A 26,117-nucleotide genomic window follows, 5' to 3' on the forward strand; every position below is an offset into this window, starting at 1 on the left:
ATGGCAGTCAGCGCCAATCGACTTGAATTGCTCCAGATCGCCGATGCCGTCGCGCGCGAGAAATCGATCGACCGCGGCATCGTCATCGCGGCGATGGAAGACGCCATCGCCAAGGCGGCACGGGCACGTTACGGCAGCGAGACTGACGTTCATGCCGAGATCGACCCGAAGAAGGGCGAGCTGCGGCTGTCGCGCCACATGCTGGTGGTCGAGAAGGTCGAAAATCATTCCAACCAGATCTCGCTGGTGGATGCGCAGCGCGCCAATCCCGGCGCCCAGGTCGGTGACACCATCGCCGATACGCTGCCGCCGCTGGAATATGGCCGCATCGCCGCGCAATCGGCCAAGCAGGTGATCGTGCAGAAGGTGCGCGAGGCCGAGCGCGACCGGCAATATCAGGAATTCAAGGACCGCATCGGCGACATCGTCAACGGCGTCGTCAAGCGCGTCGAATATGGCAGCGTGATCGTCGACCTCGGCCGCGGTGAAGCCATCATCCGCCGCGACGAGATGCTGCCGCGCGAAGTGTTCCGCAACGGCGACCGCGTCCGCGCCTACATCTTCGACGTCCGCCGCGAGACCCGCGGCCCGCAGATCTTCCTCTCCCGCACCCATCCGCAGTTCATGGCGAAGCTGTTCGCGCAGGAAGTGCCTGAAATCTATGACGGCATCGTCGAGATCAAGGCGGTGGCCCGCGATCCTGGCTCGCGCGCGAAAATCGGCGTGATTTCCCGCGATTCCTCGGTCGATCCGGTCGGCGCCTGCGTCGGTATGCGCGGCTCGCGCGTGCAGGCGGTGGTGAACGAGCTGCAGGGCGAGAAGATCGACATCATCCCGTGGTCGCCCGACATCGCGACCTTCGTGGTCAACGCGCTGGCGCCGGCGGAAGTCTCCAAGGTCGTCATCGACGAAGACCGCGAGCGCATCGAGGTCGTCGTGCCCGACACCAACAACCAGCTCTCGCTGGCGATCGGCCGCCGCGGCCAGAACGTGCGTCTGGCCTCGCAGCTCACCGGCTGGGACATCGACATCCTGACCGAGCAGGAGGAATCGGAGCGCCGCCAGGCCGACTTCGAGAACTCCACCCGCGTCTTCATGGAATCGCTCAACGTCGACGAAGTGGTCGGCCAATTGCTGGCGTCCGAAGGCTTCACCTCGGTCGAGGAACTCGCGATGGTGGACCTCAAGGAACTCGCCGGCATCGAAGGCTTCGACGAGGAGACCGCGCAAGAGCTCCAGAACCGTGCCCGCGAATATCTCGAGCAGCAGGAGGCCGAGATCGAGGCCAAGCGCAAGGAGCTCGGTGTCGAGGACGCCGTCAAGGACGTGCCGGGCGTCACCTCCAAGATGCTGGTGAAATTCGGCGAGAACGACATCAAGACCGTCGAAGACCTCGCCGGCTGCGCCACCGACGACCTGGTCGGCTGGACCGAGCGCAAGGAAGGCGGCGAGCAGACCAAATATCCGGGTGCGCTCGACGGTATCGAGATCTCCCGTGACGATGCTGAAGCCATGATCATGCAGGCCCGCGTCAAGGCCGGCTGGATCACCGAAGCCGATCTCGCGAAGCCCGCCGAAGAGGCCGAGGCGACCGAAGATCAGCCGGCTTAAGGACGAAGGAGAATGTCGCCCGGATGCTCGCAGATACTGACCACGATCTCGACCATGGACCGCGGACCGAAAGGTCCGCGACCATGCGGATGTGCGCGGTCAGTCGCGAGGTCCGGCCGATCGACGAGCTGATCCGCTTCGTCATTTCGCCGCAAGGCGACATAGTTCCCGATCTCAAGCGCAAGCTGCCCGGACGCGGCATGTGGGTCACCGCCTCGCGCGAGGTGGTTGCGGAAGCCGTGCGGCGTCACCAATTTAGCAAAGCCTTCAAGCGCGAGCTGCGCACTCCCCAGACGCTTCCCGCCGACATCGAGGCGCTCCTGGTTCGGAGCGTGACGGAAGCCCTTGGGATTGCCGCCAAGGCGGGCCAGATTGTGGCCGGCTTCGGCAAGGTCGAAAGCGCCCTGCGGGAGGGCACGGCCGAGGTCCTGATCCATGCCAGCGACGGGGCCGCGGACGGAATCCGCAAATTGGACATGCTGGCACGTCAAAATGACGGGAATCGCGGCGCCAAGCCGCAGATTCCCGTCGTCACTGCGTTGAAATCGATAGAATTGGATTTGGCACTTACCCGGTCAAATGTGATACATGCTGCCCTGCTCGCGGGCCCGGCGAGCAAGTCATTCCTGTCACGTAGCCAGATGCTGGTCCGATACCGGATGGCGGACGATGACAAGACTGCCGAAAAGCCCGGCCAGGATTTCTGAGAGACAACGACGACCCGATAGGACGGTGCGGCAACGCACAACGTTAACAAAGATCAGGATTAGGACTGCTGAATGGTTGATACCAAGACCCCTGACGACAAGAAGCTGAGCGTTCCGAGCAAGACGCTATCGCTCAAGCCGCGCGTCGAAACGGGCACTGTGCGTCAGAGCTTCAGCCATGGCCGCAGCAAGCAGGTCGTGGTCGAGAAGCGCGGCAAGCGCCGCGTCGACGGCAGCCCCGAACCGCAAGCTCCCGCGGTTGTTGCAAAGCCGGCACCGGCCGCGCCTGCTCCCGCTCCGGCACGCCCGGCTCCGCCGCGCAACGCCGGCTCCGGCGTGGTGCTGCGCACGCTGACCGAGGACGAACGTTCCGCCCGCGCCAGCGCGCTGGCCGACGCCAAGGTGCGCGAAGTCGAAGAGCGCCGCCAGGCCGAAGACGAAGCCCAGCGCCGCGCTGTCCGCGAAGCCGCCGAACGCGTCGAGCGCGAAGCCGCCGAGGCCCGCCGCAAGGCCGAGGATGAGCGCCACCGCCACGAAGAGGAAGCCAAGCGCAAGGCCGAAACCGAGGCCAAGAAGCGTTTTGGCGAAGGCGAACAGCCGGCGTCAGCCGCGCGCCCTGCAACTGCCGCCCCGGCCGCTCCCGCGCCACGTCCTGGCGCGCCCGCAGCACGCCCCGGCACCACCACGACCACGGCGCGCCCGGGAACAACCACCGCGCGCCCTGGAACGACCACCGCAAGGCCGGGAGGCGGCCCGTTGGGTCGCGCTCCCGCGGTCGCAGCCGGACCGGACGAGGACGATGGTCCGCGCCAGATCCGTCGCGGTCCCGGCGGCGCCGCGCGTCCCGTGGTAGCCCCCAAGCCCACCCACAAACCCGGCCCGCAGAAGGAGCGCGGTCGCCTGACGGTCGTGACCGCATTCAATGCCGACGACGTGCGCGAGCGCTCGATCGCCTCGTTCCGCCGCCGCACTCAGCGCCTGAAGGGCCATGCCGCGAACGAGCCGAAGGAAAAGCTCATCCGCGAGGTGGTCATTCCGGAAGCGATCACCATCCAGGAGCTCGCCAACCGCATGGCCGAGCGCGCGGTGGAAATCATCCGCATGCTGATGAAACAGGGCGCGATTCACAAGATCACCGACGTGATCGACGCCGACACTGCGCAGCTGATCGCCGAAGAGCTTGGTCACACCGTCAAGCGCGTTGCCGCGTCCGACGTTGAAGAAGGCCTGTTCGACGCCACCGACGATTCCACCGACACCGAGACGCGTTCGCCCGTCGTGACCGTGATGGGTCACGTCGACCACGGCAAGACCTCGCTGCTCGACGCGCTCCGCCATGCCAACGTTGTCTCCGGCGAAGCCGGCGGCATCACCCAGCATATCGGCGCCTATCAGGTGCTGTCGCCCGAAAGCGGCAAGAAGATCACCTTCATCGACACGCCCGGCCACGCCGCGTTCACCGCGATGCGCGCCCGCGGCGCCAAGGTGACCGACATCGTCGTGCTGGTGGTTGCTGCCGATGACGGCGTCATGCCGCAGACGATCGAAGCCATCAACCACGCCAAGGCGGCGCGGGTGCCGATCATCGTTGCCATCAACAAGATCGACAAGCCCGATGCGAAGCCCGAGCGCGTGCGCACCGAGCTGCTCCAGCACGAGGTGCAGGTCGAATCCTTCGGCGGCGAAGTCGTCGACGTCGAAGTGTCAGCCAAGAACAAGACCAATCTCGACAAGCTGCTCGAGATGATCGCGCTCCAGGCCGACATCCTCGACTTGAAGACCAATTCGGAGCGTCCGGCCGAAGGCACCGTGATCGAAGCCAAGCTCGATCGCGGCCGTGGCCCGGTCGCGACCGTGCTGGTCCAGCGCGGCACGCTTCGTGTCGGTGACATCATTGTCGCCGGCGCCGAGATGGGCCGCGTCCGCGCGCTGATCTCGGATCAGGGCGAGACGGTGCATGAGGCCGGTCCTTCGGTTCCGGTCGAGGTGCTCGGCTTCAACGGTCCGCCGGAGGCCGGCGATCGTCTCGCGGTGGTCGAGAACGAAGCCCGCGCCCGCCAGGTCACCAGCTATCGCGCGCACCAGAAGCGCGAGAACGCGGCTGCCTCGATCTCCGGCATGCGCGGCTCGCTCGAGCAGATGATGTCGCAATTGAAGACGGCGGGCCGCAAGGAATTCCCGCTGATCATCAAGGCCGACGTGCAGGGCTCGCTCGAAGCGATCCTCGGCTCGCTGGAGAAGCTCGGCACCGACGAAGTCGCAGCCCGCATCCTGCATGCCGGCGTCGGCGGCATCTCGGAATCGGACGTGACGCTCGCGGAAGGCTTCAACGCCGCGATCATCGGCTTCTCGGTTCGTGCCAACAAGGAGGCGGCTGCGGCCGCCAAGCGCAACGGCATCGAGATCCGCTACTACAACATCATCTACGACCTCGTGGACGACGTGAAGAAGGCGATGAGCGGCCTGCTCGCGCCGACCTTGCGCGAAACCATGCTGGGCAATGCCGCGATCCTGGAGATCTTCAACATCTCCAAGGTCGGCAAGGTCGCCGGCTGCCGCGTCACCGACGGCACCGTGGAACGCGGCGCCAATGTGCGCCTGATCCGCGACAATGTCGTCGTACATGAAGGCAAGCTGTCGACGCTGAAGCGCTTCAAGGACGAAGTGAAGGAAGTGCAGTCCGGTCAGGAATGCGGTATGGCCTTCGAGAACTACCACGACATGCGTGCCGGTGACGTGATCGAGTGTTATCGCGTGGAGACGATCCAGCGCTCCCTGTAAGTCCAAATCTTACCGAAGCGCCCGGATCTTTTTGAGCTGAAATTGCGGGAGTGCGATGGCCGGATTTATTCCGGCCATCCGCGCCGCATTCGTTTCAACAGGACAAATGACAATGCTCGTGTCCCAAACGCGGGCACGACGAGGTGATTTTCAACCATGCCCCGCCACCATCAGAAGAAAAGTTCCGCGCCGGGCGGCTCGCAACGCCAGTTGCGTGTCGGCGAGCAGGTTCGCCACGCGATGGCCGAGATTCTGGCGCAAGGCAATGTGCATGATGCGGACCTCGAAGGTCACATCATCACCGTGCCGGAGGTTCGGATGTCGCCCGACCTGAAGCTCGCAACGGTTTACGTGATGCCGCTCGGTGGCCGCGACACCGAGGTCATCATCGCTGCGCTCGAGCGCAACAAGAAATTCCTGCGCGGCGAAGTCGCGCGGCGCGTTAACCTGAAATTTGCACCTGACCTTCGTTTCCGCGTCGACGAACGATTCGACGAAGCGGAACGGATCGAGAAGCTTTTGCGAACACCTGCGGTGCAGAAGGACCTGGAACAGGATCCGGATTCGGATCGGGAAGAAGAGCGATGACGATGGACCCGGCTCACGGCACGATCGGCGGCGAAGAGACCGATCAGCGCGACGTGCAGAAAAATAATTTTGCGGATCTCGGCGGCGATTCCCAGCCGCATCAGGAGCCGCGCCGCGTCAACAACGATCCCCGCGCCAACAAGCAGAAGGGCAACCAGCCGCGCCGCGACCGCCGCGACGTCCATGGCTGGGTCGTGCTCGACAAGCCGATTGGCATGACCTCGACGCAAGCCGTCGCCGTGCTCAAGCGCCTGTTCAACGCCAAGCGCGCGGGACACGCCGGCACGCTCGACCCGCTCGCCTCCGGCGGCCTGCCGATTGCGCTCGGCGAGGCCACCAAGACCGTTCCCTTCGTGATGGACGGCCGCAAGCGCTACCAGTTCACCGTGTGCTGGGGCGAGGAGCGCGACACCGATGATATCGAGGGCCGGGTCACCGCGACCTCCGACCAGCGCCCGACCCAGGAGGCCATCCTGGCCCTGCTGCCCCGCTTCACCGGGGTGATCGAGCAGATCCCGCCGCGCTATTCCGCGATCAAGGTCCAGGGCGAGCGCGCCTACGACCTCGCCCGCGACGGCGAGGTTGTGGAACTGGCCCCCCGTCCCGTCGAAATTCATCATTTAACCCTTGTGGATCAACCGGATAGCGACCGGGCAGTGTTCGAGGCGGAGTGCGGCAAGGGCACCTATGTCCGGGCGCTGGCCCGCGATATGGGCCGGATTCTCGGCACTTACGGCCACATCTGCGCGCTGCGGCGGACCCTGGTCGGCCCATTTGACGAGAACGACATGATTCCGCTGGATCAGTTGGAGGCTTTATGCGATAGAGCCGCGTCCGGCGAGGGCAGCCTCGCCGACGCGCTTATGCCCGTTGAGACCGCGCTGGACGACATCCCGGCACTGGCCGTCACTCGGGCTGATGCGGCAAGGCTCCATCGGGGCCAGGCCGTTTTATTGCGCGGACGGGATGCGCCCACTAGTAGCGGCACAGTCTATGTCACGGTGGCAGGCCGTCTATTGGCGCTTGCTGAAGTCGGCAACGGCGAAATCATCCCCAAGCGTGTGTTCAACCTGACCGGTCTGACTGCCAGCACCGGTCGCAACGAGAGAAATTGACGATGTCGATTGCCGCAGAACGCAAAGCGGAAGTCATCAAGACGAATGCCAACAAGGCCGGCGACACCGGCTCGCCGGAGGTTCAGGTCGCGATCCTGTCGGAACGCATCAACAACCTCACCAACCATTTCAAGACCCACGTGAAGGACAACCATTCGCGTCGCGGCCTCTTGAAGCTGGTTTCGACCCGCCGCTCGCTGCTCGACTACCTCAAGAAGAGGGACGAGGCGCGTTACAAGGCGCTGCTCGAGAAGCACAACATTCGTCGTTAAGTGTTCCTGCGCGCGCCACTGGCGCGCGTTTTCGTGCGCGGTTTCGAGCGAAAGCGTTTGTTTAAAGGTTTTTGATCGAGGCTGCGTGCGCGTCGGGTGCGAGCCGTTGACGGCTAGCACCCGGGCACGATGGGCGAGGACCGCAATCCGGTGTTCGCGTTCGTGCCGACTGACAGTTCAGCAGCAATCCGGCGGCTGGGCACAACGGGCAAGGCGCCCGTATGACCCGAAAGGATGGACGCCATCCGAAATCCGAAAACCATGGCAGGATCGCAGGACGCTGATCGCCCGCTTCGATCAACGTCCCGCAATCTTGCGCATGGTTTTTGTTTTTCGGGCCGTCCTTCTTTCGAGAACCCATGAAAGAAGACATCTATGTTCAATAAGCATTCAGTCGAGATCGACTGGGGTGGACGCCCTCTCAAGCTCGAAACCGGCAAGATCGCACGTCAGGCCGACGGCGCCGTCGTCGCCACCTATGGCGAGACCGTGGTGCTCGCCACCGTCGTCGCGGCGAAGGCGCCGCGCGAAGGCGTCGACTTCCTGCCGCTGACGGTCGACTACCAGGAGAAGACCTACGCAGCCGGCCGCATTCCCGGCGGCTATTTCAAGCGCGAGGGTCGTCCGACCGAGAAGGAGACGCTGGTCTCCCGCCTGATCGACCGTCCGATCCGTCCGCTGTTCGTCGACGGCTGGCGCAACGAGACCCAGGTGATCGTCACCGTGCTGTCGCACGACATGGAGAACGATCCCGATATCGTGGCGCTGGTGGCCTCATCGGCTGCGCTGACCCTGTCCGGCGCGCCCTTCAAGGGCCCGATCGGCGCAGCGCGCGTCGGCTTCGCCAATGACGAGTTCATCCTCAACCCGACGCTCGACGAGATGGTCGACACCCAGCTCGACCTCGTCGTCGCCGGCACCGCCGACGCCGTGCTGATGGTGGAATCGGAAGCCAAGGAGCTCAACGAAGAGGTGATGCTCGGCGCCGTGATGTTCGGTCACCGCCACTTCCAGCCGGTGATCAACGCGATCATCGAGCTGGCCGAGAAGGCTGCCAAGGAGCCGCGCGAAGTCACCGTCATCGACAATTCGGCGCTCGAGAAGGAAATGCTCGGCCTCGTCGAGCAGGAGCTGCGCGCCGCCTATGCCATTCCGATCAAGCAGGATCGCTACGCCGCGGTCGGCAAGGTCAAGGAAAAGGTGATCGCTCACTACTTCCCCGAAGGCCAGGAGCCGAAATACGACAAGCTGCGCATCGGCGGCGTGTTCAAGGAGCTGGAAGCGAAGATCGTTCGCTGGAACATCCTCGACACCGGCAAGCGCATCGACGGCCGCGATTCCAAGACCGTGCGCAACATCATCGCCGAAGTCGGCGTGCTGCCCCGTGCCCACGGCTCGGCGCTGTTCACCCGCGGCGAGACCCAGGCGCTGGTCGTGACCACGCTCGGCACCGGCGAGGACGAGCAGTACATCGACGCGCTGTCCGGAACGTACAAAGAGACGTTCCTGCTGCACTACAACTTCCCTCCCTACTCGGTCGGTGAGACCGGCCGCCTCGGCGGCACCAAGCGTCGCGAGATCGGCCACGGCAAGCTCGCCTGGCGCGCGATCCACCCGGTGCTGCCGCCGCATCACGAGTTCCCCTACACCACGCGCGTGGTGTCGGAGATCACCGAGTCGAACGGCTCGTCCTCGATGGCTTCGGTCTGCGGCGCTTCGCTGGCGCTGATGGATGCCGGCGTGCCGTTGAAGCGGCCGACCGCGGGCATCGCGATGGGCCTGATCCTCGAAGACAAGCGCTTCGCGGTTCTCTCGGACATCCTCGGTGACGAGGACCATCTCGGCGACATGGACTTCAAGGTCGCCGGTACCGAGCAAGGCATCACCTCGCTCCAGATGGACATCAAGATCGAGGGCATCACCGAAGAGATCATGAAGGTGGCGCTCGGTCAGGCCAAGGATGGCCGTATCCACATCCTCGGTGAAATGGCCAAGGCGCTCACCAACGCCCGCGCCGAGCTCGGCGAGTACGCGCCGCGCATCGAGACCTTCAAGATCGCCACCGACAAGATCCGCGAAGTGATCGGCACCGGCGGCAAGGTGATCCGCGAGATCGTCGAGAAGACCGGCGCCAAAGTCAACATCGAGGACGACGGCACCGTGAAGGTCGCCTCCTCCGATGGCGAGGCGATGAAGGCCGCGATCAAGTGGATCAAGTCGATCGCCTCCGATCCGGAAGTCGGCCAGATCTATGACGGCACCGTCGTCAAGGTGATGGAGTTCGGCGCCTTCGTGAACTTCTTCGGTTCCAAGGACGGCCTCGTCCACATCAGCCAGCTCGCTTCGGCGCGCGTGCAGAAGACCTCCGACGTCGTCAAGGAAGGCGACAAGGTCAAGGTCAAGCTGCTCGGCTTCGACGACCGCGGCAAGACCCGGCTGTCGATGAAGGTGGTCGACCAGACCACCGGCGAAGACCTCGAAGGCAAGGGCGGCGACGGCGAGAAGACCCCGCGCGAAGCCGCCGGCGAGTAATCGATCCGCACATCAGAAACACGAAGGGCGGCCTCGCGGCCGCCCTTTTTGTTTGTCGCTTGCTTAAGCCCGGGGATCAGGCCGCGAGGTCGTACCGGTCGAGGTTCATCACCTTGGTCCAGGCCTTGGCGAAGTCCTGCACGAACTGCTGCTTGGCGTCCGACGAGGCATAGACCTCGGCGAAGGCGCGGAGCTGCGAGTGCGCACCGAAGATCAGGTCGGCGCGCGTGCCGGTCCACTTCACCGCGTTGGTCTTGCGGTCGCGGGCCTCGTAGGTGCCGTCAGCCGCCGGCGTCCACTGCGCGCTCATGTCGAGCAGGTTGATGAAGAAGTCGTTGCTCAGCGTTCCGACCTTCGAGGTCAAGACGCCGTGCTTCGAACCGCCCGCATTGGCGCCGAGCACACGCAGACCGCCGACGAGCGCGGTCAGCTCGGGACCGGACAGCTTCAGCAGCTGCGCGCGATCGACAAGAGCTTCCTCCTGCTGCAGGAACTGATGCTTCTTGCCGACGTAGTTGCGGAAGCCATCGGCCCGCGGCTCCAGCGGGGCGAAGGATTCCGCGTCGGTCTGCTCCTGCGAAGCATCCATGCGGCCCGGCGTGAAGCCAAGCTTCACGTCAACGCCGGCATCCTTCGCGGCCTTCTCGACCGCGGCAGAACCGCCGAGGACGATGAGGTCGGCGAGCGAGACCTTCTTCGCACCTGCCGATGCGTTGAAGTCCTTCTGGATCGCTTCGAGCTTGCCGAGAACCTTGGAGAGCTGAGCCGGCTGGTTCACCTCCCAATCCTTCTGCGGGGCCAGACGGATGCGCGCGCCGTTGGCGCCGCCGCGCTTGTCGGAGCCGCGGAACGTCGAAGCCGACGCCCAGGCGGTCGAGACCAGCTCGGAGACCGAGAGGCCCGAAGCCAGTATCTTGGTCTTCAGCGCAGCGATGTCCTGGTCGCCGACCAGCTCGTGGTTCACCTTCGGAATCGGATCCTGCCAGATCAGCGTTTCCTTCGGCACCAGCGGGCCGAGATAGCGCTGAATCGGACCCATATCGCGGTGGGTGAGCTTGAACCAGGCGCGGGCAAAGGCGTCCGCGAACTGATCCGGGTTTTCGAAGAAGCGACGCGAGATCTTCTCGTAGGCCGGATCGAGACGCAGCGAGAGGTCGGTCGTCAGCATCGTCGGCCGGTGCTTCTTCGACTTGTCGAAGGCATCAGGAATGATCGCGTCGGCACCCTTGGCCGTCCACTGATTCGCACCGCCCGGGCTCTTCGTCAGCTCCCATTCGTACTTGAACAGGTTCTCGAAGAAGTTGTTGCTCCACTTCGTCGGCGTCGTCGTCCATGTCACCTCGATACCGCTGGTGATGGAATCGCCCGCCTGGCCGGAAGCGTACTTGCTCTTCCAGCCGAGGCCCTGATCCTCGAGCGCGCCCGCTTCCGGCTCCGGACCGACCAGCGACGGATCGCCCGCGCCGTGGGTCTTGCCGAAGGTGTGGCCGCCGGCGATCAGCGCGACGGTTTCCTCGTCGTTCATCGCCATGCGGGCGAACGTCTCGCGGATGTCCTTGGCCGCGGCGACCGGGTCAGGCTTGCCGTTCGGGCCTTCCGGATTGACGTAGATCAGGCCCATCTGCACCGCGCCGAGCGGCTCGGCGAGCTGGCGTTCGCCGCTGTAGCGCTCGTCGCCCAGCCACGTGCCTTCAGGACCCCAATAGAGCTCTTCCGGCTCCCACACGTCGGCGCGGCCGCCGGCGAAGCCGAAGGTCTTGAAGCCCATCGATTCCAGCGCGACGTTGCCGGCGAGCACCATCAGATCGGCCCAGGAGATCTTGCGGCCGTATTTCTGCTTGATCGGCCAGAGCAGACGGCGCGCCTTGTCGAGATTGGCGTTGTCGGGCCAGCTGTTCAGCGGTGCGAAACGCTGCTGACCGGCACCGGCGCCACCGCGGCCGTCCGTGGTGCGATAGGTGCCCGCGCTGTGCCAGGCCATGCGGATCATGAGGCCGCCATAGTGGCCGAAATCGGCAGGCCACCATTCCTGCGAGTCCGTCATCAGAGCCGTCAGGTCCTTGATGACGGCATTCAGGTCGAGCGACTTGAACTCCTTGGCATAGTCGAACTCCTTGCCCATCGGGTCGGACAGGGTCGAATTCTTGTGCAGCATCTCGATGCTGAGCTGGGTCGGCCACCAGTCGCGGTTCACGCGCGTGGGTTTTCCGCCCGAAAACGGGCACTTCGAAGTGTCATCCATGAATACCTCCTCTGGTGGCGTCGAACTCGCGCCTTTGACCAGGTAGAATTACTCTAGGCTTCGCATTCGATCAGGGGAAGTTGACTTTAATGATCGCTGCGATAGGATTTTCTGATGGCCAACGTGACGATGCGCCAGCTCAGATATTTCGACGCGCTGGCGCGTCACGGCCATTTCGGCCGCGCGGCGGAGGCAAGCTCGATCTCCCAGCCGGCCCTGTCGATGCAGATCAAGGAACTGGAGGAGGCGCTCGGCGGCCTGCTGCTGGAGCGCAGCGCCCGGCAGGTGGCGCTGACCCGGTTCGGCGAGGAGCTCGCACCGCGCGTCCGCGACATCCTGCGCTCGGTCGATGAGCTCGGCGATTTCGCGCGCGCGTCACAGGACCGGTTTGCGGGCCGGCTGCGGATCGGCATGATCCCGACGATCGCGCCCTATCTGCTGCCGAAGATCACCAAGAATCTCACGCGCATGCATCCGGAGCTCGACATCCGCGTGCGCGAGACGATGACGCCGCGGCTGATCCAGGAACTGGTGGAAGGCCGGCTCGACACCGCCATCGTCGCACTGCCGGTGTCCGAGCCTTCGCTCACCGAGGTCGCGCTGTTCGACGAGAAATTCCTGCTGGTGCGGCCGGGCTCCGACGAAGGCACGCCGGTGCCATCGCGCGAGATGATGCGCGAGATGCGGCTGCTGCTGCTCGAAGAGGGGCACTGCTTCCGCGATCAGGCGCTGTCGTTCTGCAACATGCAATCGGCGCCGCCGCGCGAGATGCTGGATGCGAATTCGCTGTCGACGCTGGTCCAGATGGTCAGCGCCGGCATCGGCGTCACCTTGATCCCGGAAATGGCGGTGTCGGTGGAGACGCGATCGGCCTCGGTCTCGCTGTCGCGCTTCCGCGATCCCGAGCCCTCGCGCACCATCGGCATGGTCTGGCGCAAGACCAGCCCGCTGGCGCGGCAGCTGCTGCAGATCTCCGAGGTGGTGTGCCTGTCGGCCGGCAAGGCGCGCCCGCGGCAAGCCACGCGCGGCCAACGTGGGTAGGCGGGAATTTTCCTGAATAGCCGGGATCACTCAAGCGAGCCCCCGCGCAAGGCGGGCAGATCGAACTGAGAGCGCCAATGTCTGATCCCGTCATCCGCCCCGCCCGCGCCGACGAATATGACGAGATCGGCCGCGTCTGGATGGAAAGCTGGGTCTCGACCGGCCTCGCCGAGGCGAGTGAGTTCCTGTTGGCAAATCTGCGCGCGCGCATCAGGCGCGAGATCGAGAACGGCTGGAGCCTGTTCGTCGCCGACGACAACGGCACGATCGCCGCCATGCTGGCGCTGCATCTGCCAAAACTCTATCTCGACATGCTGTTCGTCGGCCCTGCCTATCAGGGGCAATCGCTCGGGCGGAAGCTGCTGGCCTTCACGCGCACGCAAATGCCCGACGAGATGTACCTGCGCTGCGTGCGCGAGAACGAGAAAGCCTGGCGCTGGTACGAGCGCGAAGGGTTTGTATTCGAGAAGGAAGAGATCGAGCCGTCGAATGGGTTCGTGATGAAGTATTATCGGTGGAGGCGGCCGCGGCTCACCGGATAGACAGCGATCCCGGGCTGCAGCTTGCGGTTGTCACGATCCCACCCTAGTGTGGCGTATCCGATGACCTCCCGCCTCTGATCCTTGGAATCCATGTTTCGACTTGCTGCCCCGGTGCTCATCCTGCTGTCCTTCCTGACTTCGGCAGCAGCGCAAACCCCTCCCGCAACCACCGCTCCCGCCGCTCAGACCACACCACAGGCAAAGCCGACAGCCAAGAAAGCGACGACGAAGCCGAAGGCGACAGCCAAGCCTGCGGAGCCGGCGACTGCCGGTCCTTGCGGCGTCGGCGTGATTGCGGGGACCGGGGACATCTTTGTCGTCCAGAAGATCGGTCTGACCGTGTTCGGCAACGACTATGCAGAAGTCCCGGTATCCTGGGGCCTTGACGATCTTGTCTTTGCCCGGGTGCGGGCCGCAGCAGGCAACACGCCGGTGCGACGGATCACTTACGCCAAGGGCGCGCTCGATTCCTACTATCACCCCAAATCCGGCCTGTTCCGCAATCGGCGCGAAGAGCTGTCGAACCTGATCCGACAGGTCGCGGGCAATGCCGGTTGCGAGCGCTATCTCGTCGTCATGCGCAGCGAAGGACAGCTTGACGGGACCAATCAGTCGCTCAGCGGCGTCGGCATCTTCAGCCGGGGCGTTGGTCTCATCTCATATGCATATGTCTTCGCCTATATCGGCGTGACATGGGTCGATGGCCGCACCTTCGAAATCATGAAGGGCCCCGCCGTAACGTTCGAAGGTGTCATGAAGCATATGGCAGACAACTTCGTTTCGAACGAACTTCTGCAGAAGGTGGACAAGTCCATGTTTCCGGAGACGGCCGCGGACGCCGCCAGCAACACCGCCCTGCGCGATACCACCCGCGACTTCCTGACCAAACGGCTGGACAAGATCTTGCCGCCGTATTTCGCGCAATAAGGCGCGTTGGCGTACGACGATGAATCTGCTTGCCGCCGCATTGGTATCATACGCGCTGCTGTCGCCGACAGGCGGGCAGGTGCAACCGGCGCCAAAGCCGGAAGTGGTCAAGCCCGCGATCAAGAAACCGGCAGGCGTCAAGCCAAGCGGACCGGTTGAAAGCGGCCCGTGCCAAATCGGCGTGATACCGGTCGGCGGTGACCTATTCGTGGTCGAGAAGTTCGGGCCTTTCACGTTCATGGACAAACGTGCGCGGGTCTCGATTGCGGCGTGGGCGCTCGACGACCTCGTCGTCTCGCGCGTTCGCGCCGCTGCGGCCGGCAGTTCCGTGAAGAGAATTCCCTACACCGTCGAAGAGCTCAAGTCCGGTGGTCGCGAAAAGCAGCATCCGTTTTTTTACAGCGCAGCGACCGACATCGGAAACTTCGTTCGCTTCCTCGCGCCCAAACTGCGGTGTGAGCGCTACATCGTCGTCCACCGGAATCACGGAACGCATCGGGAATCCGGCATCGGTATCTCACAATACCCTTACGGTGGGCCAGTCCATCTCTTCGCGATGATGTACATCCGGGTCTATGACGGTACCACCTTCGCGTTGATCAAGGAGGCACCCGCCTTGATGACCGAGGACACGTACGTGGAGCGCTTGCTGCACAATCCGCTCGGCGGTCCGTCGAGCGAGCTGGATCACGCGATGTTTCCGGAGAAGCCGGCGGACGCAGTCAACAACCCGGTGCTGCGCGACGGGGTACGCACGATGCTGACGAAGAGTCTCGACAAGACGCTGCCGGCCCTGCTGCAACGTCCGTCGCCGTCACGTTGACCAAGATATCGCTCGCAGAACGGCGCATCCATCTAGGCATAGTGCGTTGCGCATCGGGCGCAAACACGCAATGAATCTGCCCTCGCCCGCCGTTACGCCAATGGAAAGTTCTCGCCATGATCAAGCTCTATTGGTCGCCCCGTTCGCGCTCGTTCACGACGCTCTGGCTGATGGAAGAGAGCGGCCTGCCCTATGAGCGCGTGCTGACCGACATCTCGACCGGCGCGCAGAAGGCGCCGGATTTCCTCAAGGTCAATCCGATGGGCAAGGTGCCGGCGCTCGCCGACGGCGATGCCGCGCTCGGCGAGGCCGCCGCGATCTGCGCCTACATCGCCGACCGCTATCCCGAAGCGAAGCTCGCGCCCGCGGTAACCGATCCGCGTCGTGCGCGCTATCTGCAATGGCTGTTCTTTTCGCCAGGCTGCATCGAGCCTGCCATCATCCAGATCTTCACCAAGATCGAGATCCCGACCTCGACCGCGGCCTGGGGCAGCGCCACGCAGGTGTTCGACGTGCTGGAAGCTGCGCTCGCGAAGGGACCGTGGATCCTCGGCGAGGAATTTTCGGCAGCCGACATCACGGTCGGCTCCGGCCTGAACTTCGCCGTCCGCCTGTTCAAGATGGTGCCGTCCCGCCCGGCCTTCGATGCCTATCTCGCGCGCTGCATGGCGCGGCCGGCGTTCCAGAGCGCGGAGAAGATCGCGGCGGGATAAACCAACTCTCGTAGGGTGGGCAAAGCGGAGCGTGCCCACCACCTCTGCGCGATCGGGGAGAAATGGTGGGCACGGCGCAAGTGCGCCTTTGCCCACCCTACGAACTACTCTGACGATTTCAGGTCGTCCGGCCTCGGCATCAGGATGACGTTGTAGCCGGAATCGACATAGTGGATCTCGCCGGTCACGCCGCCGGAGAGATCCGACAACAGATACAGCGCCGAGCCGCCGAGCTCGTCGAGCGTGACGCCGCGGCGGAGCGGCGAATGTTTCTGCATGAAGCCGAACATCGCACGCGCCTCGCCGATGCCCGAGCCGGCGAGCGTACGGATGGGGCCTGCGGAGATGGCGTTGACGCGGATGCCGCGCGGTCCGAAATCGGAGGCGAGGTAGCGCACGGAAGCTTCCAGCGCCGCCTTGGCGACACCCATCACGTTGTAGTTCGGCATCGCGCGCTCAGAGGCGCCGAAGGTCAGCGTGATCATGCTGCCGCCCTCCGTCATCAGCTCGGCGGCGCGTTTTGCGACCTCAGTGAACGAGAAGCAGGAGATCACCATGGTGCGCGAAAAATTCTCGCGGCTGGTGTCGGCGTAGCGGCCCTTCAGCTCGTTCTTGTCGGCAAAGCCGATGGCGTGGATGACGAAATCGAGCTTGCCCCATTTCTCGCGCAGCACGGCGAAGGTCGTATCAACGCTGGCAATGTCCTCGACGTCGCAAGGCAGCACCAATTCCACGCCGAGCTGCTCCGCCAATGGCTTGACGCGCTTGCCCAGCGCCTCGCCCTGGAAGGTGAAGGCAAGCTCGGCACCGTGGGCATGCAGCGCCTTCGCCATGCCCCAGGCGATCGAATGATCATTGGCGATGCCCATGATCAGACCGCGCTTGCCTTTCATCAGTCCTTCCATCTCGCAATTACTCTCCGCTCTCCGTCATGGCCGGGCTTGTCCCGGGCATCCACGTTCTTCCGCAACCGGTAGCAAAGACGTGGATGGCCGGGACGAGCCCGGCCATGACGAAAAAACTATCAGTGCGTCCGCAATGACGTCACACATCCAGCCGGCTGAACACCAGCGTGGCGTTGGTGCCGCCGAAGCCGAAGGAGTTCGACAGCACGGTGCCGATCTTGACGTTGTCGATGCGCTTGCGCACGATCGGCATGTCGGCGAACACGGGATCGAGCTCCTGGATGTGAGCGCTCTCGCAGATGAAGCCGTTGTTCATCATCAGCAGCGAGTAGATCGCCTCCTGCACACCGGTTGCGCCCAGCGAGTGACCGGTCAGCGCCTTGGTCGCCGAGATCGGCGGGCACTTCTCGCCGGCACCGAACACGCGACGGAGCGCGTCGATCTCCGGCGGATCGCCGGCCGGCGTCGAGGTCGCGTGCGGATTGATGTAATCGACCTTGGTCTTCACCGTCGACATCGCCATGCGCATGCAGCGCTCGGCGCCTTCACCGGAGGGCGCGACCATGTCGTAGCCGTCCGACGTCGCGCCGTAGCCGACGATCTCGCCGTAAATGCGCGCGCCGCGCGCCTTGGCATGTTCAAGCTCTTCCAGCACCAGCACGCCGGCGCCGCCGGCAATGACGAAGCCGTCGCGGTTGACGTCATAGGGACGCGAGGCGGTGGCGGGCGTATCGTTGTACTTCGACGACATCGCGCCCATGGCGTCGAACAGCACCGAGAGCGACCAGTCCAGCTCCTCGCAGCCGCCGGCGAAAATGATGTCCTGCTTGCCGATCTGGATCGTCTCGTAGGCGTTGCCGACGCAATGGTTCGACGTCGCGCAGGCCGAGGAGATCGAATAGTTCACGCCCTTGATCTTGAACCAGGTCGCGAGCGTCGCGGAGGCCGTGGACGACATCGCCTTCGGCACGGCAAACGGTCCGACGCGCTTCGGCCCCTTGGTGCGGGTGATGTCGGCGGATTCGACGATAGTGCGTGCCGACGGGCCGCCGGAACCCATGATGATGCCGGTGCGGATGTTGGAGATTTCTTCGGGCGACAGACCGGAATCCTGGATCGCCTGCTCCATCGCGATGTGATTCCACCCCGCGCCCTGGCCGAGGAAGCGCATCGCACGCCGGTCGACGACCGTCGCAGGATCGATCGTCGGCGCACCTTGCACCTGCGAACGGAAACCGAGTTCGGCATATTTTTCAGCCCGCGAAATACCTGACTTCGCCTCGTGAAGGCTCGCAAGCACTTCCTGGGTGTTGTTTCCGATGGACGAGACGATACCCATCCCGGTGACCACAACCCGCCTCATGACAGCCTCGCCTAAATCGTTGTCTTTCTTGATGTGATGCGCTCAGCCCAGGCTCACGCCCTGCTTGAACAGGCCGACCTTCAGATCCTTCGCGCGATAGATAATCTGGTCATCGACCGAAAGCCATCCGTCGGCGATGCCGAGCACCAGCTTTGAACGCATCACGCGCTTGATATCGATGTTGTACACAACCTTACGGGCCTCGGGCAGCACCTGGCCGCTGAACTTCAGCTCGTTCAGGCCAAGCGCGCGGCCGCGCCCTTCACCGCCGCTCCAGCCCAAATAGAAGCCGACCATTTGCCACAGCGCATCGAGGCCGAGGCAGCCGGGCATGACGGGATCGTTCTTGAAGTGGCAGCCGAAGAACCAGAGGTCGGGCTTCACGTCGAGCTCGGCCCGCACCATTCCCTTGCCGAACTCCCCGCCATTGTCGTTGATTTCCGCGATGCGGTCGAACATGAGCATCGGCGGCAGCGGCAGCTGGGCATTGCCCGGGCCGAACATTTCGCCGCGGCCACATGCCAGCAGATCTTCGTATTCGTAGCCGTTGCGCCTGTTCAGCATGCGGAAGCCTCTGTTCAAATCCCGATTGAGCGGCGTTTCTGGCGAAAATGGGCCCCGTTTCGTTCGGAAAGCCGCGCCAATTCCCGTCATCAGGCGCGGCTGCCACGAGCCAGGATGGACTGCGGGCCGGGCCTCAATGCCCGGCTGCGCCATAATCGGCCAAGCGGAACCGCGGGCTCTCTAACACAGGCATTTCGGGTGGCAAAGCGATCTCATGAAGGTAAAGTGACCACCTGCTCGCCCGGTTCCACTTCTCATTAGAACCTCTCTAGTTGCGAGAAACTTGCATCTGCATCTATCTGTCCATATATTGCATATAGATGCAGTGTCCACGCGTGCCCGAAATCTGGAAATGAGCGAGAATCCCGCGCCCCATCACGACGACGACGTCCATTCCGCCGCCCTCCTGTCCGGCCGCCAGCCGGCCTTGACCGGCTGCCCGTGGCACGACGTCAACGAAATGCTCCAGTCCGCGGGGCTTCGTCCGACGCGCCAGCGCATGGCGCTCGGCTGGCTCCTGTTCGGCAAGGGTGCTCGCCACCTCACGGCTGAAATGCTCTACGAGGAGGCGACGCTGGCCAAGGTGCCGGTGTCGCTCGCGACCGTCTATAACACGCTGAACCAGCTGACCGATGCCGGCTTGCTGCGCCAGGTCAGCGTCGACGGTACCAAGACCTATTTCGACACCAACGTCACCACCCACCACCATTATTACCTCGAGAACAGCCACGAGCTAGTCGATATCGAGGATCCGCATCTGGCGCTGTCCAAGATGCCGGAGGTGCCCGAGGGTTACGAGATCGCGCGCATCGACATGGTCGTGCGCCTGCGCAAGAAGCGCTGAGATCGATCCAAAGCTGCTGAATTTGTCGTCATGGCCGGGCTTGTCCCGGCCATCCCCGTTTTTGGGCTAGGTGCAGAAGTCCGTGGATGCCCGGGACATAGGCGAGCGGAAGCGACGCCGTCCTTCGGACGGCTATGCCCGGGCATGACGTCGGGGCGACAGTTTGCTCTTCTGCCCGACCGTCAGTTCACCTGCTCGTCCGAATAGACGCCCCAGAGGCGCTCCTGCTGGATCCAGCCGTCAAAGCCGTTGCCGGTGACGCGACACCAGTTTGCAGTGCACTTCTTGACCTGCGTGACGACGCCGGCCTGGAGCTTGGCCGCAACCGCGCTGTCAGGATCGGCCCGGTCGTAGATCGGCGCGAGCTCGTCCTTGTGCTTCATGGTGACGACCGCGGTACGGCGGCCCGACAACAGCGAATGATAGACCCAGCCCTCGGCGCCTTCGGAATCGCGCACCCGGCGCCAGTTCTCGAACTCGGCGGTGATTTCGACCGGCAGGCCGGCGCGGGTGTAGACCCAGGCCACGTCATTGTCCTTGGTCGGGCCGGCGCGGACGTTCACGTGATCCGATTTGAGGCTGACATAACGCGGCACCGGCAGGCCGCTCGCGGTCTGGGGGGTGCTGTCCTTCGCCGAATGCCCGGGGCTGACCAAGGCGCTCAACCAGGTGCAAACGAGCGCCATCACCGAACAAAAACGCCCCAACGCCATCAACCCGTCTCCTGTCGAGGGCCCCGCCACGCCGGGCCCTCACCCCAAATTCCGAACCTGCCGCGCAAGCCTATCTCCCGTGTTCCCGACGCCTTAACCCGTGGTTCTTGTCTTGGCCCGGCCTTCTGCTAGAGAGGACGGACACTTGAACAACCAGTTTGCCCCGATTTTCCGGTCGGAAATGTCGGGAGAGCTTGAAGGAAGCGCCGGGGACGACACGGCCAAGGCAGTGTCGAACAACCGGGTTAATGAGGCCTCAACGGCCGGCCTTTGGTAACAGAGGCGGCTTGCGGCGCCTCATGAGGGCATGACATGTCGGTGAAGAAAAAGCCCCTCGTGGTGGTAACGCGCAAGCTGCCGGACTCGATCGAGACCCGGATGCGCGAGCTGTTCGACGCGCGGATCAATCTCGAGGACACACCGATGTCGGCCGAGCAGATCGCTGAGGCCGCGCGCACCGCCGACGTGCTGGTTCCGACCGTCACCGACCACATCACCGCCGACATCGTCAACCAGCCCGACTGCAAGCTCCGCCTGATCGCCAATTTCGGCAACGGCGTCGACAACATCGACGTCGAGGCCGCGCATGCCCGCGGCATCACCGTCACCAACACGCCAAAGGTTCTGACCGAAGACACCGCCGACATGACCATGGCGCTGATCCTGGCCGTACCTCGGCGGATGATCGAAGGCGCCTCGATCCTGACCGAAGGAAAGCCCTGGCCCGGTTGGTCGCCGACCTGGATGCTCGGCCACCGCATCGGCGGCAAGCGTCTCGGCATCATCGGCATGGGCCGCATCGGCCAGGCGGTCGCGCGCCGCGCCCGCGCCTTCGGGCTCCAGATCCACTACCACAACCGCCGCCCGGTGGCGCCGAAGATCGCCGAAGAGCTTGGCGCGACCTATTGGGAAAGCCTCGACCAGATGCTGGCGCGGATGGACATCATCTCGGTGAACTGTCCGCACACGCCGGCGACCTATCATCTGCTGTCGGCGCGGCGGCTGAAGCTGATCCGCAAGGACGCCTACATCGTCAACACCGCGCGCGGCGAGGTGACCGACGAGGACACGCTGATCAAGCTGATCGAGGGCGGCGAGATCGGCGGCGCCGGCCTCGACGTCTACGAGCACGAGCCTGCGGTCAATCCAAAGCTGGTGCGGCTCGCCAAGGCCGGCAAGGTGACGCTGCTGCCGCATATGGGCTCGGCCACGATCGAGGGCCGCGTCGAGATGGGCGAGAAGGTGATCATCAACATCCGCACCTTCCTCGACGCGCACAAGCCGCCGGATCGCGTGCTGCCGAGCATGCTCTGAGTTTCCAACCGACTGCGTGACAAGCCTTCCGTCCTCATCCTGAGGAGCCGCGAAGCGGCGTCTCGAAGGATGGCCGCGGGCGAGAGCCGGGCCTGCATGGTTCGAGACGCGCGTTCCGCGCTCCTCACCATGAGGATCAACTGTCTCCGCTCGTCCTACGCTTCCGCCAATCCGCGGCGAAATCGATGAACGCGCGTAGCGCGGGCGGCGTCTGGCGCCGGCTCGGATAGTACAGGAACGGGCCCGGAAACGGCTCGCACCAATCTTCCATCAAGCTGACCAGCGCGCCGGACGTCACTGCGTCATGGACGTAGCCATCGAGCGTCGCCCAGATGCCGGCGCCGTCGAGCGCAGCCCGCATGGCAAGGCCCATGTTGGTCGAGATCAGCTTTGCCGGCGGATCGACTTTCACGATCTGGCCAGCCTTCTCGAACTCCAGATCATGCATGACACCGCTCGAGTAGCGGGCGCGGATGCAATCATGGTCGAGCAGATCTTTCGGATGCTTCGGCGTGCCGCGGCGCGCGATGTACGCAGGCGATGCGACGACGACATAGCTCTGCTGACCGCTCAGCGGGATCGCCACCATGTCCTGCGCGAGGTGCTCGCCATAACGCACGCCGGCATCGTAGCCGGCGCTGACGATGTCGACGAAGCCGCTTTCGGAAACGACGTCGAGATCGACCTGCGGGTAGGTCGCAAGGAACGGCCCGACCATCGGCGCCAGCACGAGGTCCACCGCCGGCGGCGGCGCGTTGATGCGCAGGCGGCCCGAAGCCACCTCGCGCAGGCCGCGGACCTGATCCAGGGCATCGCCGACGTCGCAGCGCCGGAGCGATGCGGGACAGCAGCAGCTCGCCCGCCTCGGTCAGTGCGACGCTGCGGGTGGTGCGGTTCATCAGGCGGACGCCAAGGCGCTCCTCCAGGTCCCGCAGCCGCTGGCTAAGGCTCGACACCGACACGCGAATTTCAATCGCCGCACGCCGGAAATTGCGGGTGCGGGCAACCGCCACGAAGACGTCGAGATCACGCAGATCGGGCTCGGCCATTGTTCGTTATGATGAACAAGCCATTCTGGATTGTCCAGCTTATCGGCCTAATCGGTCAGGCGCATATCTGGCCTCGTCACGCGGCACAATCAGCCTGCCGCCTTTTCGAGGAGAACCATCATGGAACAGCGCAAACTCGGTTCAACCGGCCCGACCGTCTCCGCCCTTGGTCTCGGCTGCATGGGCATGTCGGAGGTCTATGGCCCCGCCGACCGCGGCGAAAGCATCGCCACGGTCCGTTCGGCGCTCGATGCCGGCATCACACTGCTGGACACCGGCGATTTCTACGCCATGGGCCACAATGAAATGCTGGTGCGCGAGGCCCTGAAGGATGTGTCGCGCGACAAGGTGCAGATCAGCGTGAAGTTCGGCGCGCTGCGCGGTCCCGCCGGCGAATTCTCCGGCATGGACACAAGGCCAGCCGCGACCAAAAACTTCCTGGCTTATTCGCTGCAGCGCCTCGGCACCGATTACATCGACATCTACCGTCCGGCGCGTCTCGATCCCAACGTTCCCATCGAGGAGACGATCGGCGGCCTCGCCGATCTCGTGAAGGCCGGCTACATCAGGCATATCGGCCTGTCCGAGGTGGGCTCCGACACCATCCGCCGCGCGCACGCCGTGCATCCGATCGCCGATCTCCAGATCGAATATTCGTTGATCGAGCGCGGCATCGAACGCGACATCCTCAACACCTGCCGTGAGCTCGGCATCGGCATCACGGCCTACGGCGTGCTGGCGCGCGGCCTGATCAGCGGCCATTGGTCGAAGGACTCCGGCAAGACCGGCAGGGATTACCGGCTGATGACGCCGCGCTTCCAGGGCGCAAATCTCGACGCCAATCTCGCGCTGGTGGAATCCCTGCGGGCGATCGCCACAGAGATCGGCGCAACGCCGGCGCAGGTCGCAATCGCCTGGGTGGCGGCTCAAGGCAAGGAGATCGTGCCGCTGGTCGGCGCACGCACCCGCAACCGTCTCACCGAAGCGCTCGGCGCGGCGAAGGTAACGCTGACGCCGGCGCATCTTGCGGCGCTTGCAAAAGCATTTCCGCCCGACATCGCTTCCGGCACACGCTACGCGGCCGAGCAGATGGCGCATCTCGACAGCGAGAAGCCAGCCACGCGGTAGCGGCGGCGATCAGGTGCGATGGGCGCTGAGATCGGTGATCACAGGCCCATCGCCGTTGAGCGGATTGGCCGGATCGCGCGCGTAGCGCAGCGTCTCGAAGCGCATCGCGCGCGCATCGATCATCAGAAGGCGGCCGACGAGGCCGTCGCCGAAGCCGACGATCTCGCGGATCGCCTCCAGCGCCATCATCGAGCCCATCACGCCCGCAAGCGCGCCCATGACGCCGGCCTCCGCGCAGGCCGGCACCGTGCCGGGCGGCGGCGCTTCCGGAAACAGGCAGCGATAGGTCGGATTGAACACGCCCTGCTCGTTCTTCTCATGCGCGCGGATGGTGGTGAGCGAGCCGTCGAACGTACCGAGCGCCGCCGTGATCAGCGGCCGCTTCGCGAAGAAGCAGGCATCTGAGACCAGATAACGCGTCGAGAAATTGTCGGAGCCGTCGAGCACGAGATCGTAGTCTCCGATCATGCTCAGCGCATTATCGGCATTGAGCCAGGTGGCATGGCCGACGAAGCGGACATGCGGATTGAGCGCGGAGATCCGCTCGGCCGCGCTCTCGACCTTGTGCCGGCCGATATCGGGCGTCGTATGGATCACCTGGCGCTGGAGGTTTGACAGCGAGACCACGTCGTCATCGACCACGCCGAGCGTGCCGACGCCGGCGGCCGCCAGATACATCAGCGCGGGCGCGCCGAGCCCGCCGGCGCCGATCACCAGCACGGAGGCCCGCTTCAGCGCAGCCTGGCCCGGCCCGCCGACGTCGCGCAGCACGATATGCCGGGCATAGCGTTCAAGTTCGTCCGGGCTCAGCATCGTCGTCCTTCGTACCTCTCGCCCCTCGTGGTGAGGCGGCGCAACACCTGAACCACCCCGACATTGTTCGCGACCAACGAGATGTGCTTCAATGGTAGCACGTTCAATGGGCTGGCTGGATTTGTCATGAGATCGATGCTTGCGGCAACACTGATGTTTGCGGCTGCCACAGGCGCGAGCGCCCAGATGACGGCGCCAGAGATCCCCGGCACCAAGCCGAAGCCGGTCCAGACCGTGCCGATCCGACCTCCCGCACTGCAGACGCCGTCAGCGACGGCCGATGCGATGGCGCAGGCGGAACGGCTGTCGCTCCAGTCCGACCTCGCCTGGGTCGGCCAATATAACGGCGCCATCACCGGCGACGTCAGCGCGCGCATGGTCGAGGCGATCAAGGAGTATCAGAAGGCCAAGGGCGGCAAGCCGACCGGCGTGCTCAATCCGCAGGAGCGCGCCGCGCTCGCCGAGATCGCGCGGCGGAAGCAGGAGAGCGTCGGCTGGAAGATCGTGATGGAGCCGACCAGCGGCGCCCGGCTCGGTATCCCCGGCAAATTGGTGCCGCAGCAGGCGACCGATGCCAACGGCTCGAAATGGACTTCGCCGACCGGCACGGTGCAGGTGCTGCTGAGCCGCCGCAAGGAAGCCAACCCGACCACGGCGAAACTCGCCGAGCTGGAGAAGGAGCCGTCGGGGCGCAAGGTCGACTACACCGTGGTGAAGCCCGACTTCTTCGTACTGTCGGGATTGCAGGGCCTCAAGAAATTCTACGTGCGAGGCACCTTTAAGGGCGACGAAGTCCGCACCATGACGATCCTCTACGACCAGGCGACCGAGAATACCGTCGAGCCGGTGGTGATCGCGATGTCGAGCGCGTTCAATGCGTTTCCGACGGGACCGCAGGCCGGGCCGCCGCCGCGCAAGACCGTCGAATACGGCACCGGCATCGTCGTCAGCGACGACGGCGCGATTGTCACGGACCGCCTCGTCACCGATAGCTGTCTCGCGATCACCATTGCCGGCCATGGCAACGCCGACCGTCTCGCCGAGGATAAGGAGCACGATCTCGCACTCCTGCACATTTACGGCGCGCGCGGCCTGAAGCCGCTCAGCCTCACCGGCGGCACAGCGAAGACGAGTGTCGACGTCATCGGCATTGCCGATCCGCAGAGCCAGGGCGGAGCCGCGGGCGTGTCGAGCCTCAAGGGCGCGCTGGCGCCGGTCACAGCAAGCGATTCCGCGCTTTCCCCTCCTCCGGCGGTCGGCTTCTCCGGCAGCCCGGCCATCGACGGCGACGGCAAGTTCGCCGGCGTCGCGCTGTTGAAGCCGGCGATGGTCGCGGGGCCCGCGACATCGGTGCCGGCGTCGCAGGCGGTGATGGTGTCTGCAGAAGCGGTGCGTAATTTCCTGAAGGCGAACGATGTCACGGCGAACGGCACGTCGACGGATGCGAAGGCGGCCGTCGTCCGCGTGATCTGCGTGCGGAAGTAGGCGAGAGAGAATAACACTTCTCTCGTGTCCCGGACGCGGTGCGGA

General features: G+C 64.5%; 22 protein-coding genes and 1 pseudogene. 16 read left to right on the forward strand and 7 right to left on the reverse strand.

Annotated elements, in window-relative coordinates; genetic code table 11:
• The 7 genes from nusA (at position 1) to pnp (ending at position 9,606) form a co-directional block, all read left to right on the forward strand.
• Positions 1-1,611 carry a transcription termination factor NusA gene (gene nusA / locus AB7290_RS00255; RefSeq protein ID WP_085405048.1) on the forward strand — a complete coding sequence of 537 codons (1,611 nt, stop codon included), beginning with the start codon at positions 1-3 and terminating at the stop codon, positions 1,609-1,611.
• Between the two features lie 23 nt (positions 1,612-1,634).
• Positions 1,635-2,318 (forward strand): RNA-binding protein, encoded by a 684-nt coding sequence (locus AB7290_RS00260; RefSeq protein ID WP_063980138.1) that lies wholly within the window; start codon positions 1,635-1,637, stop codon positions 2,316-2,318.
• Between the two features lie 72 nt (positions 2,319-2,390).
• Positions 2,391-5,099: a translation initiation factor IF-2 gene (gene infB / locus AB7290_RS00265; RefSeq protein WP_071908927.1), complete on the forward strand. Its 2,709-nt coding sequence runs from the start codon at positions 2,391-2,393 to the stop codon at positions 5,097-5,099.
• 156 nt (positions 5,100-5,255) lie between these two features.
• The gene (rbfA, locus tag AB7290_RS00270) at positions 5,256-5,687 is read left to right on the forward strand and encodes a 30S ribosome-binding factor RbfA (protein WP_028150575.1); all 432 of its coding nucleotides are present in this window, start codon (positions 5,256-5,258) and stop codon (positions 5,685-5,687) included.
• Positions 5,684-6,802, forward strand: a complete 1,119-nt coding sequence (gene truB, locus AB7290_RS00275) for a tRNA pseudouridine(55) synthase TruB (RefSeq protein WP_063980141.1) — start codon at positions 5,684-5,686, stop codon at positions 6,800-6,802. Before rbfA ends, truB begins: the two co-directional genes overlap by 4 nt.
• A gap of 2 nt (positions 6,803-6,804) precedes the next feature.
• Positions 6,805-7,074, forward strand: coding sequence for a 30S ribosomal protein S15 (gene rpsO / locus AB7290_RS00280; RefSeq protein ID WP_008131787.1), 270 nt, complete (start codon positions 6,805-6,807; stop codon positions 7,072-7,074).
• A gap of 375 nt (positions 7,075-7,449) precedes the next feature.
• Positions 7,450-9,606 carry a polyribonucleotide nucleotidyltransferase gene (pnp, locus tag AB7290_RS00285; RefSeq protein ID WP_085405047.1) on the forward strand — a complete coding sequence of 719 codons (2,157 nt, stop codon included), beginning with the start codon at positions 7,450-7,452 and terminating at the stop codon, positions 9,604-9,606.
• Between the two features lie 76 nt (positions 9,607-9,682).
• Here the strand turns inward: pnp and katG are convergent, their stop codons facing one another.
• Positions 9,683-11,848 (reverse strand): catalase/peroxidase HPI, encoded by a 2,166-nt coding sequence (katG, locus tag AB7290_RS00290; protein WP_085405046.1) that lies wholly within the window; start codon positions 11,846-11,848, stop codon positions 9,683-9,685.
• A gap of 114 nt (positions 11,849-11,962) precedes the next feature.
• On the opposite strand from katG, the gene AB7290_RS00295 reads away from it, so the two are divergent.
• The 5 genes from AB7290_RS00295 (at position 11,963) to AB7290_RS00315 (ending at position 15,894) form a co-directional block, all read left to right on the forward strand.
• Complete coding sequence (locus tag AB7290_RS00295; RefSeq protein ID WP_028150571.1) at positions 11,963-12,889, forward strand: hydrogen peroxide-inducible genes activator; 927 nt, start codon at positions 11,963-11,965, stop codon at positions 12,887-12,889.
• 77 nt (positions 12,890-12,966) lie between these two features.
• A complete protein-coding gene (locus AB7290_RS00300; RefSeq protein WP_085405045.1) occupies positions 12,967-13,431 on the forward strand; it encodes a GNAT family N-acetyltransferase in 465 nt (154 codons plus the stop codon).
• A gap of 111 nt (positions 13,432-13,542) precedes the next feature.
• The gene (locus tag AB7290_RS00305) at positions 13,543-14,358 is read left to right on the forward strand and encodes a hypothetical protein (protein ID WP_441253345.1); all 816 of its coding nucleotides are present in this window, start codon (positions 13,543-13,545) and stop codon (positions 14,356-14,358) included.
• A 19-nt stretch (positions 14,359-14,377) separates the two neighbouring features.
• Positions 14,378-15,181 carry a hypothetical protein gene (locus AB7290_RS00310; protein WP_354077244.1) on the forward strand — a complete coding sequence of 268 codons (804 nt, stop codon included), beginning with the start codon at positions 14,378-14,380 and terminating at the stop codon, positions 15,179-15,181.
• Between the two features lie 116 nt (positions 15,182-15,297).
• Positions 15,298-15,894 carry a glutathione S-transferase family protein gene (locus AB7290_RS00315; RefSeq protein ID WP_085405042.1) on the forward strand — a complete coding sequence of 199 codons (597 nt, stop codon included), beginning with the start codon at positions 15,298-15,300 and terminating at the stop codon, positions 15,892-15,894.
• A gap of 104 nt (positions 15,895-15,998) precedes the next feature.
• Here the strand turns inward: AB7290_RS00315 and fabI are convergent, their stop codons facing one another.
• The 3 genes from fabI to fabA all read right to left on the reverse strand — a co-directional run bounded on the left by fabI (position 15,999) and on the right by fabA (position 18,726).
• Entirely contained in the window at positions 15,999-16,799 is an 801-nt protein-coding gene (gene fabI, locus AB7290_RS00320; RefSeq protein ID WP_085405041.1) for an enoyl-ACP reductase FabI, read from the reverse strand.
• A gap of 139 nt (positions 16,800-16,938) precedes the next feature.
• The gene (fabB, locus tag AB7290_RS00325) at positions 16,939-18,162 is read right to left on the reverse strand and encodes a beta-ketoacyl-ACP synthase I (RefSeq protein WP_071908918.1); all 1,224 of its coding nucleotides are present in this window, start codon (positions 18,160-18,162) and stop codon (positions 16,939-16,941) included.
• Positions 18,163-18,204: 42 nt separating this feature from the next.
• Entirely contained in the window at positions 18,205-18,726 is a 522-nt protein-coding gene (gene fabA / locus AB7290_RS00330) for a bifunctional 3-hydroxydecanoyl-ACP dehydratase/trans-2-decenoyl-ACP isomerase (protein ID WP_063980149.1), read from the reverse strand.
• Positions 18,727-19,078: 352 nt separating this feature from the next.
• Between fabA and irrA the strand changes: the two genes are divergently transcribed.
• Positions 19,079-19,570: an iron response transcriptional regulator IrrA gene (irrA, locus tag AB7290_RS00335; protein WP_063980150.1), complete on the forward strand. Its 492-nt coding sequence runs from the start codon at positions 19,079-19,081 to the stop codon at positions 19,568-19,570.
• A gap of 182 nt (positions 19,571-19,752) precedes the next feature.
• Here the strand turns inward: irrA and AB7290_RS00340 are convergent, their stop codons facing one another.
• Positions 19,753-20,283, reverse strand: coding sequence for an SH3 domain-containing protein (locus AB7290_RS00340; protein ID WP_085405040.1), 531 nt, complete (start codon positions 20,281-20,283; stop codon positions 19,753-19,755).
• 312 nt (positions 20,284-20,595) lie between these two features.
• On the opposite strand from AB7290_RS00340, the gene AB7290_RS00345 reads away from it, so the two are divergent.
• Complete coding sequence (locus tag AB7290_RS00345) at positions 20,596-21,597, forward strand: 2-hydroxyacid dehydrogenase (RefSeq protein ID WP_028149823.1); 1,002 nt, start codon at positions 20,596-20,598, stop codon at positions 21,595-21,597.
• A gap of 136 nt (positions 21,598-21,733) precedes the next feature.
• On the opposite strand, the pseudogene AB7290_RS00350 reads toward AB7290_RS00345, so the two are convergent.
• Positions 21,734-22,646: pseudogene (locus AB7290_RS00350) on the reverse strand (LysR family transcriptional regulator).
• A gap of 120 nt (positions 22,647-22,766) precedes the next feature.
• Here AB7290_RS00350 and AB7290_RS00355 point away from each other — a divergent pair.
• Positions 22,767-23,774 (forward strand): aldo/keto reductase, encoded by a 1,008-nt coding sequence (locus AB7290_RS00355; protein ID WP_085405039.1) that lies wholly within the window; start codon positions 22,767-22,769, stop codon positions 23,772-23,774.
• Positions 23,775-23,783: 9 nt separating this feature from the next.
• On the opposite strand, the gene AB7290_RS00360 is transcribed toward AB7290_RS00355, so the two are convergent.
• Positions 23,784-24,587, reverse strand: coding sequence for a HesA/MoeB/ThiF family protein (locus AB7290_RS00360; RefSeq protein WP_039155124.1), 804 nt, complete (start codon positions 24,585-24,587; stop codon positions 23,784-23,786).
• A 126-nt stretch (positions 24,588-24,713) separates the two neighbouring features.
• On the opposite strand from AB7290_RS00360, the gene AB7290_RS00365 reads away from it, so the two are divergent.
• On the forward strand, positions 24,714-26,072 hold the full coding sequence (locus AB7290_RS00365; protein ID WP_085405038.1) for a serine protease: 1,359 nt from the start codon (positions 24,714-24,716) through the stop codon (positions 26,070-26,072).
• The last annotated feature ends 45 nt before the right edge of the window (positions 26,073-26,117 follow it).

Source organism: Bradyrhizobium sp. 613_E4_N2_2 (assembly GCF_052075995.1).
In the GTDB taxonomy this organism is placed as follows: Bacteria; Pseudomonadota; Alphaproteobacteria; order Rhizobiales; family Xanthobacteraceae; genus Bradyrhizobium; species Bradyrhizobium barranii.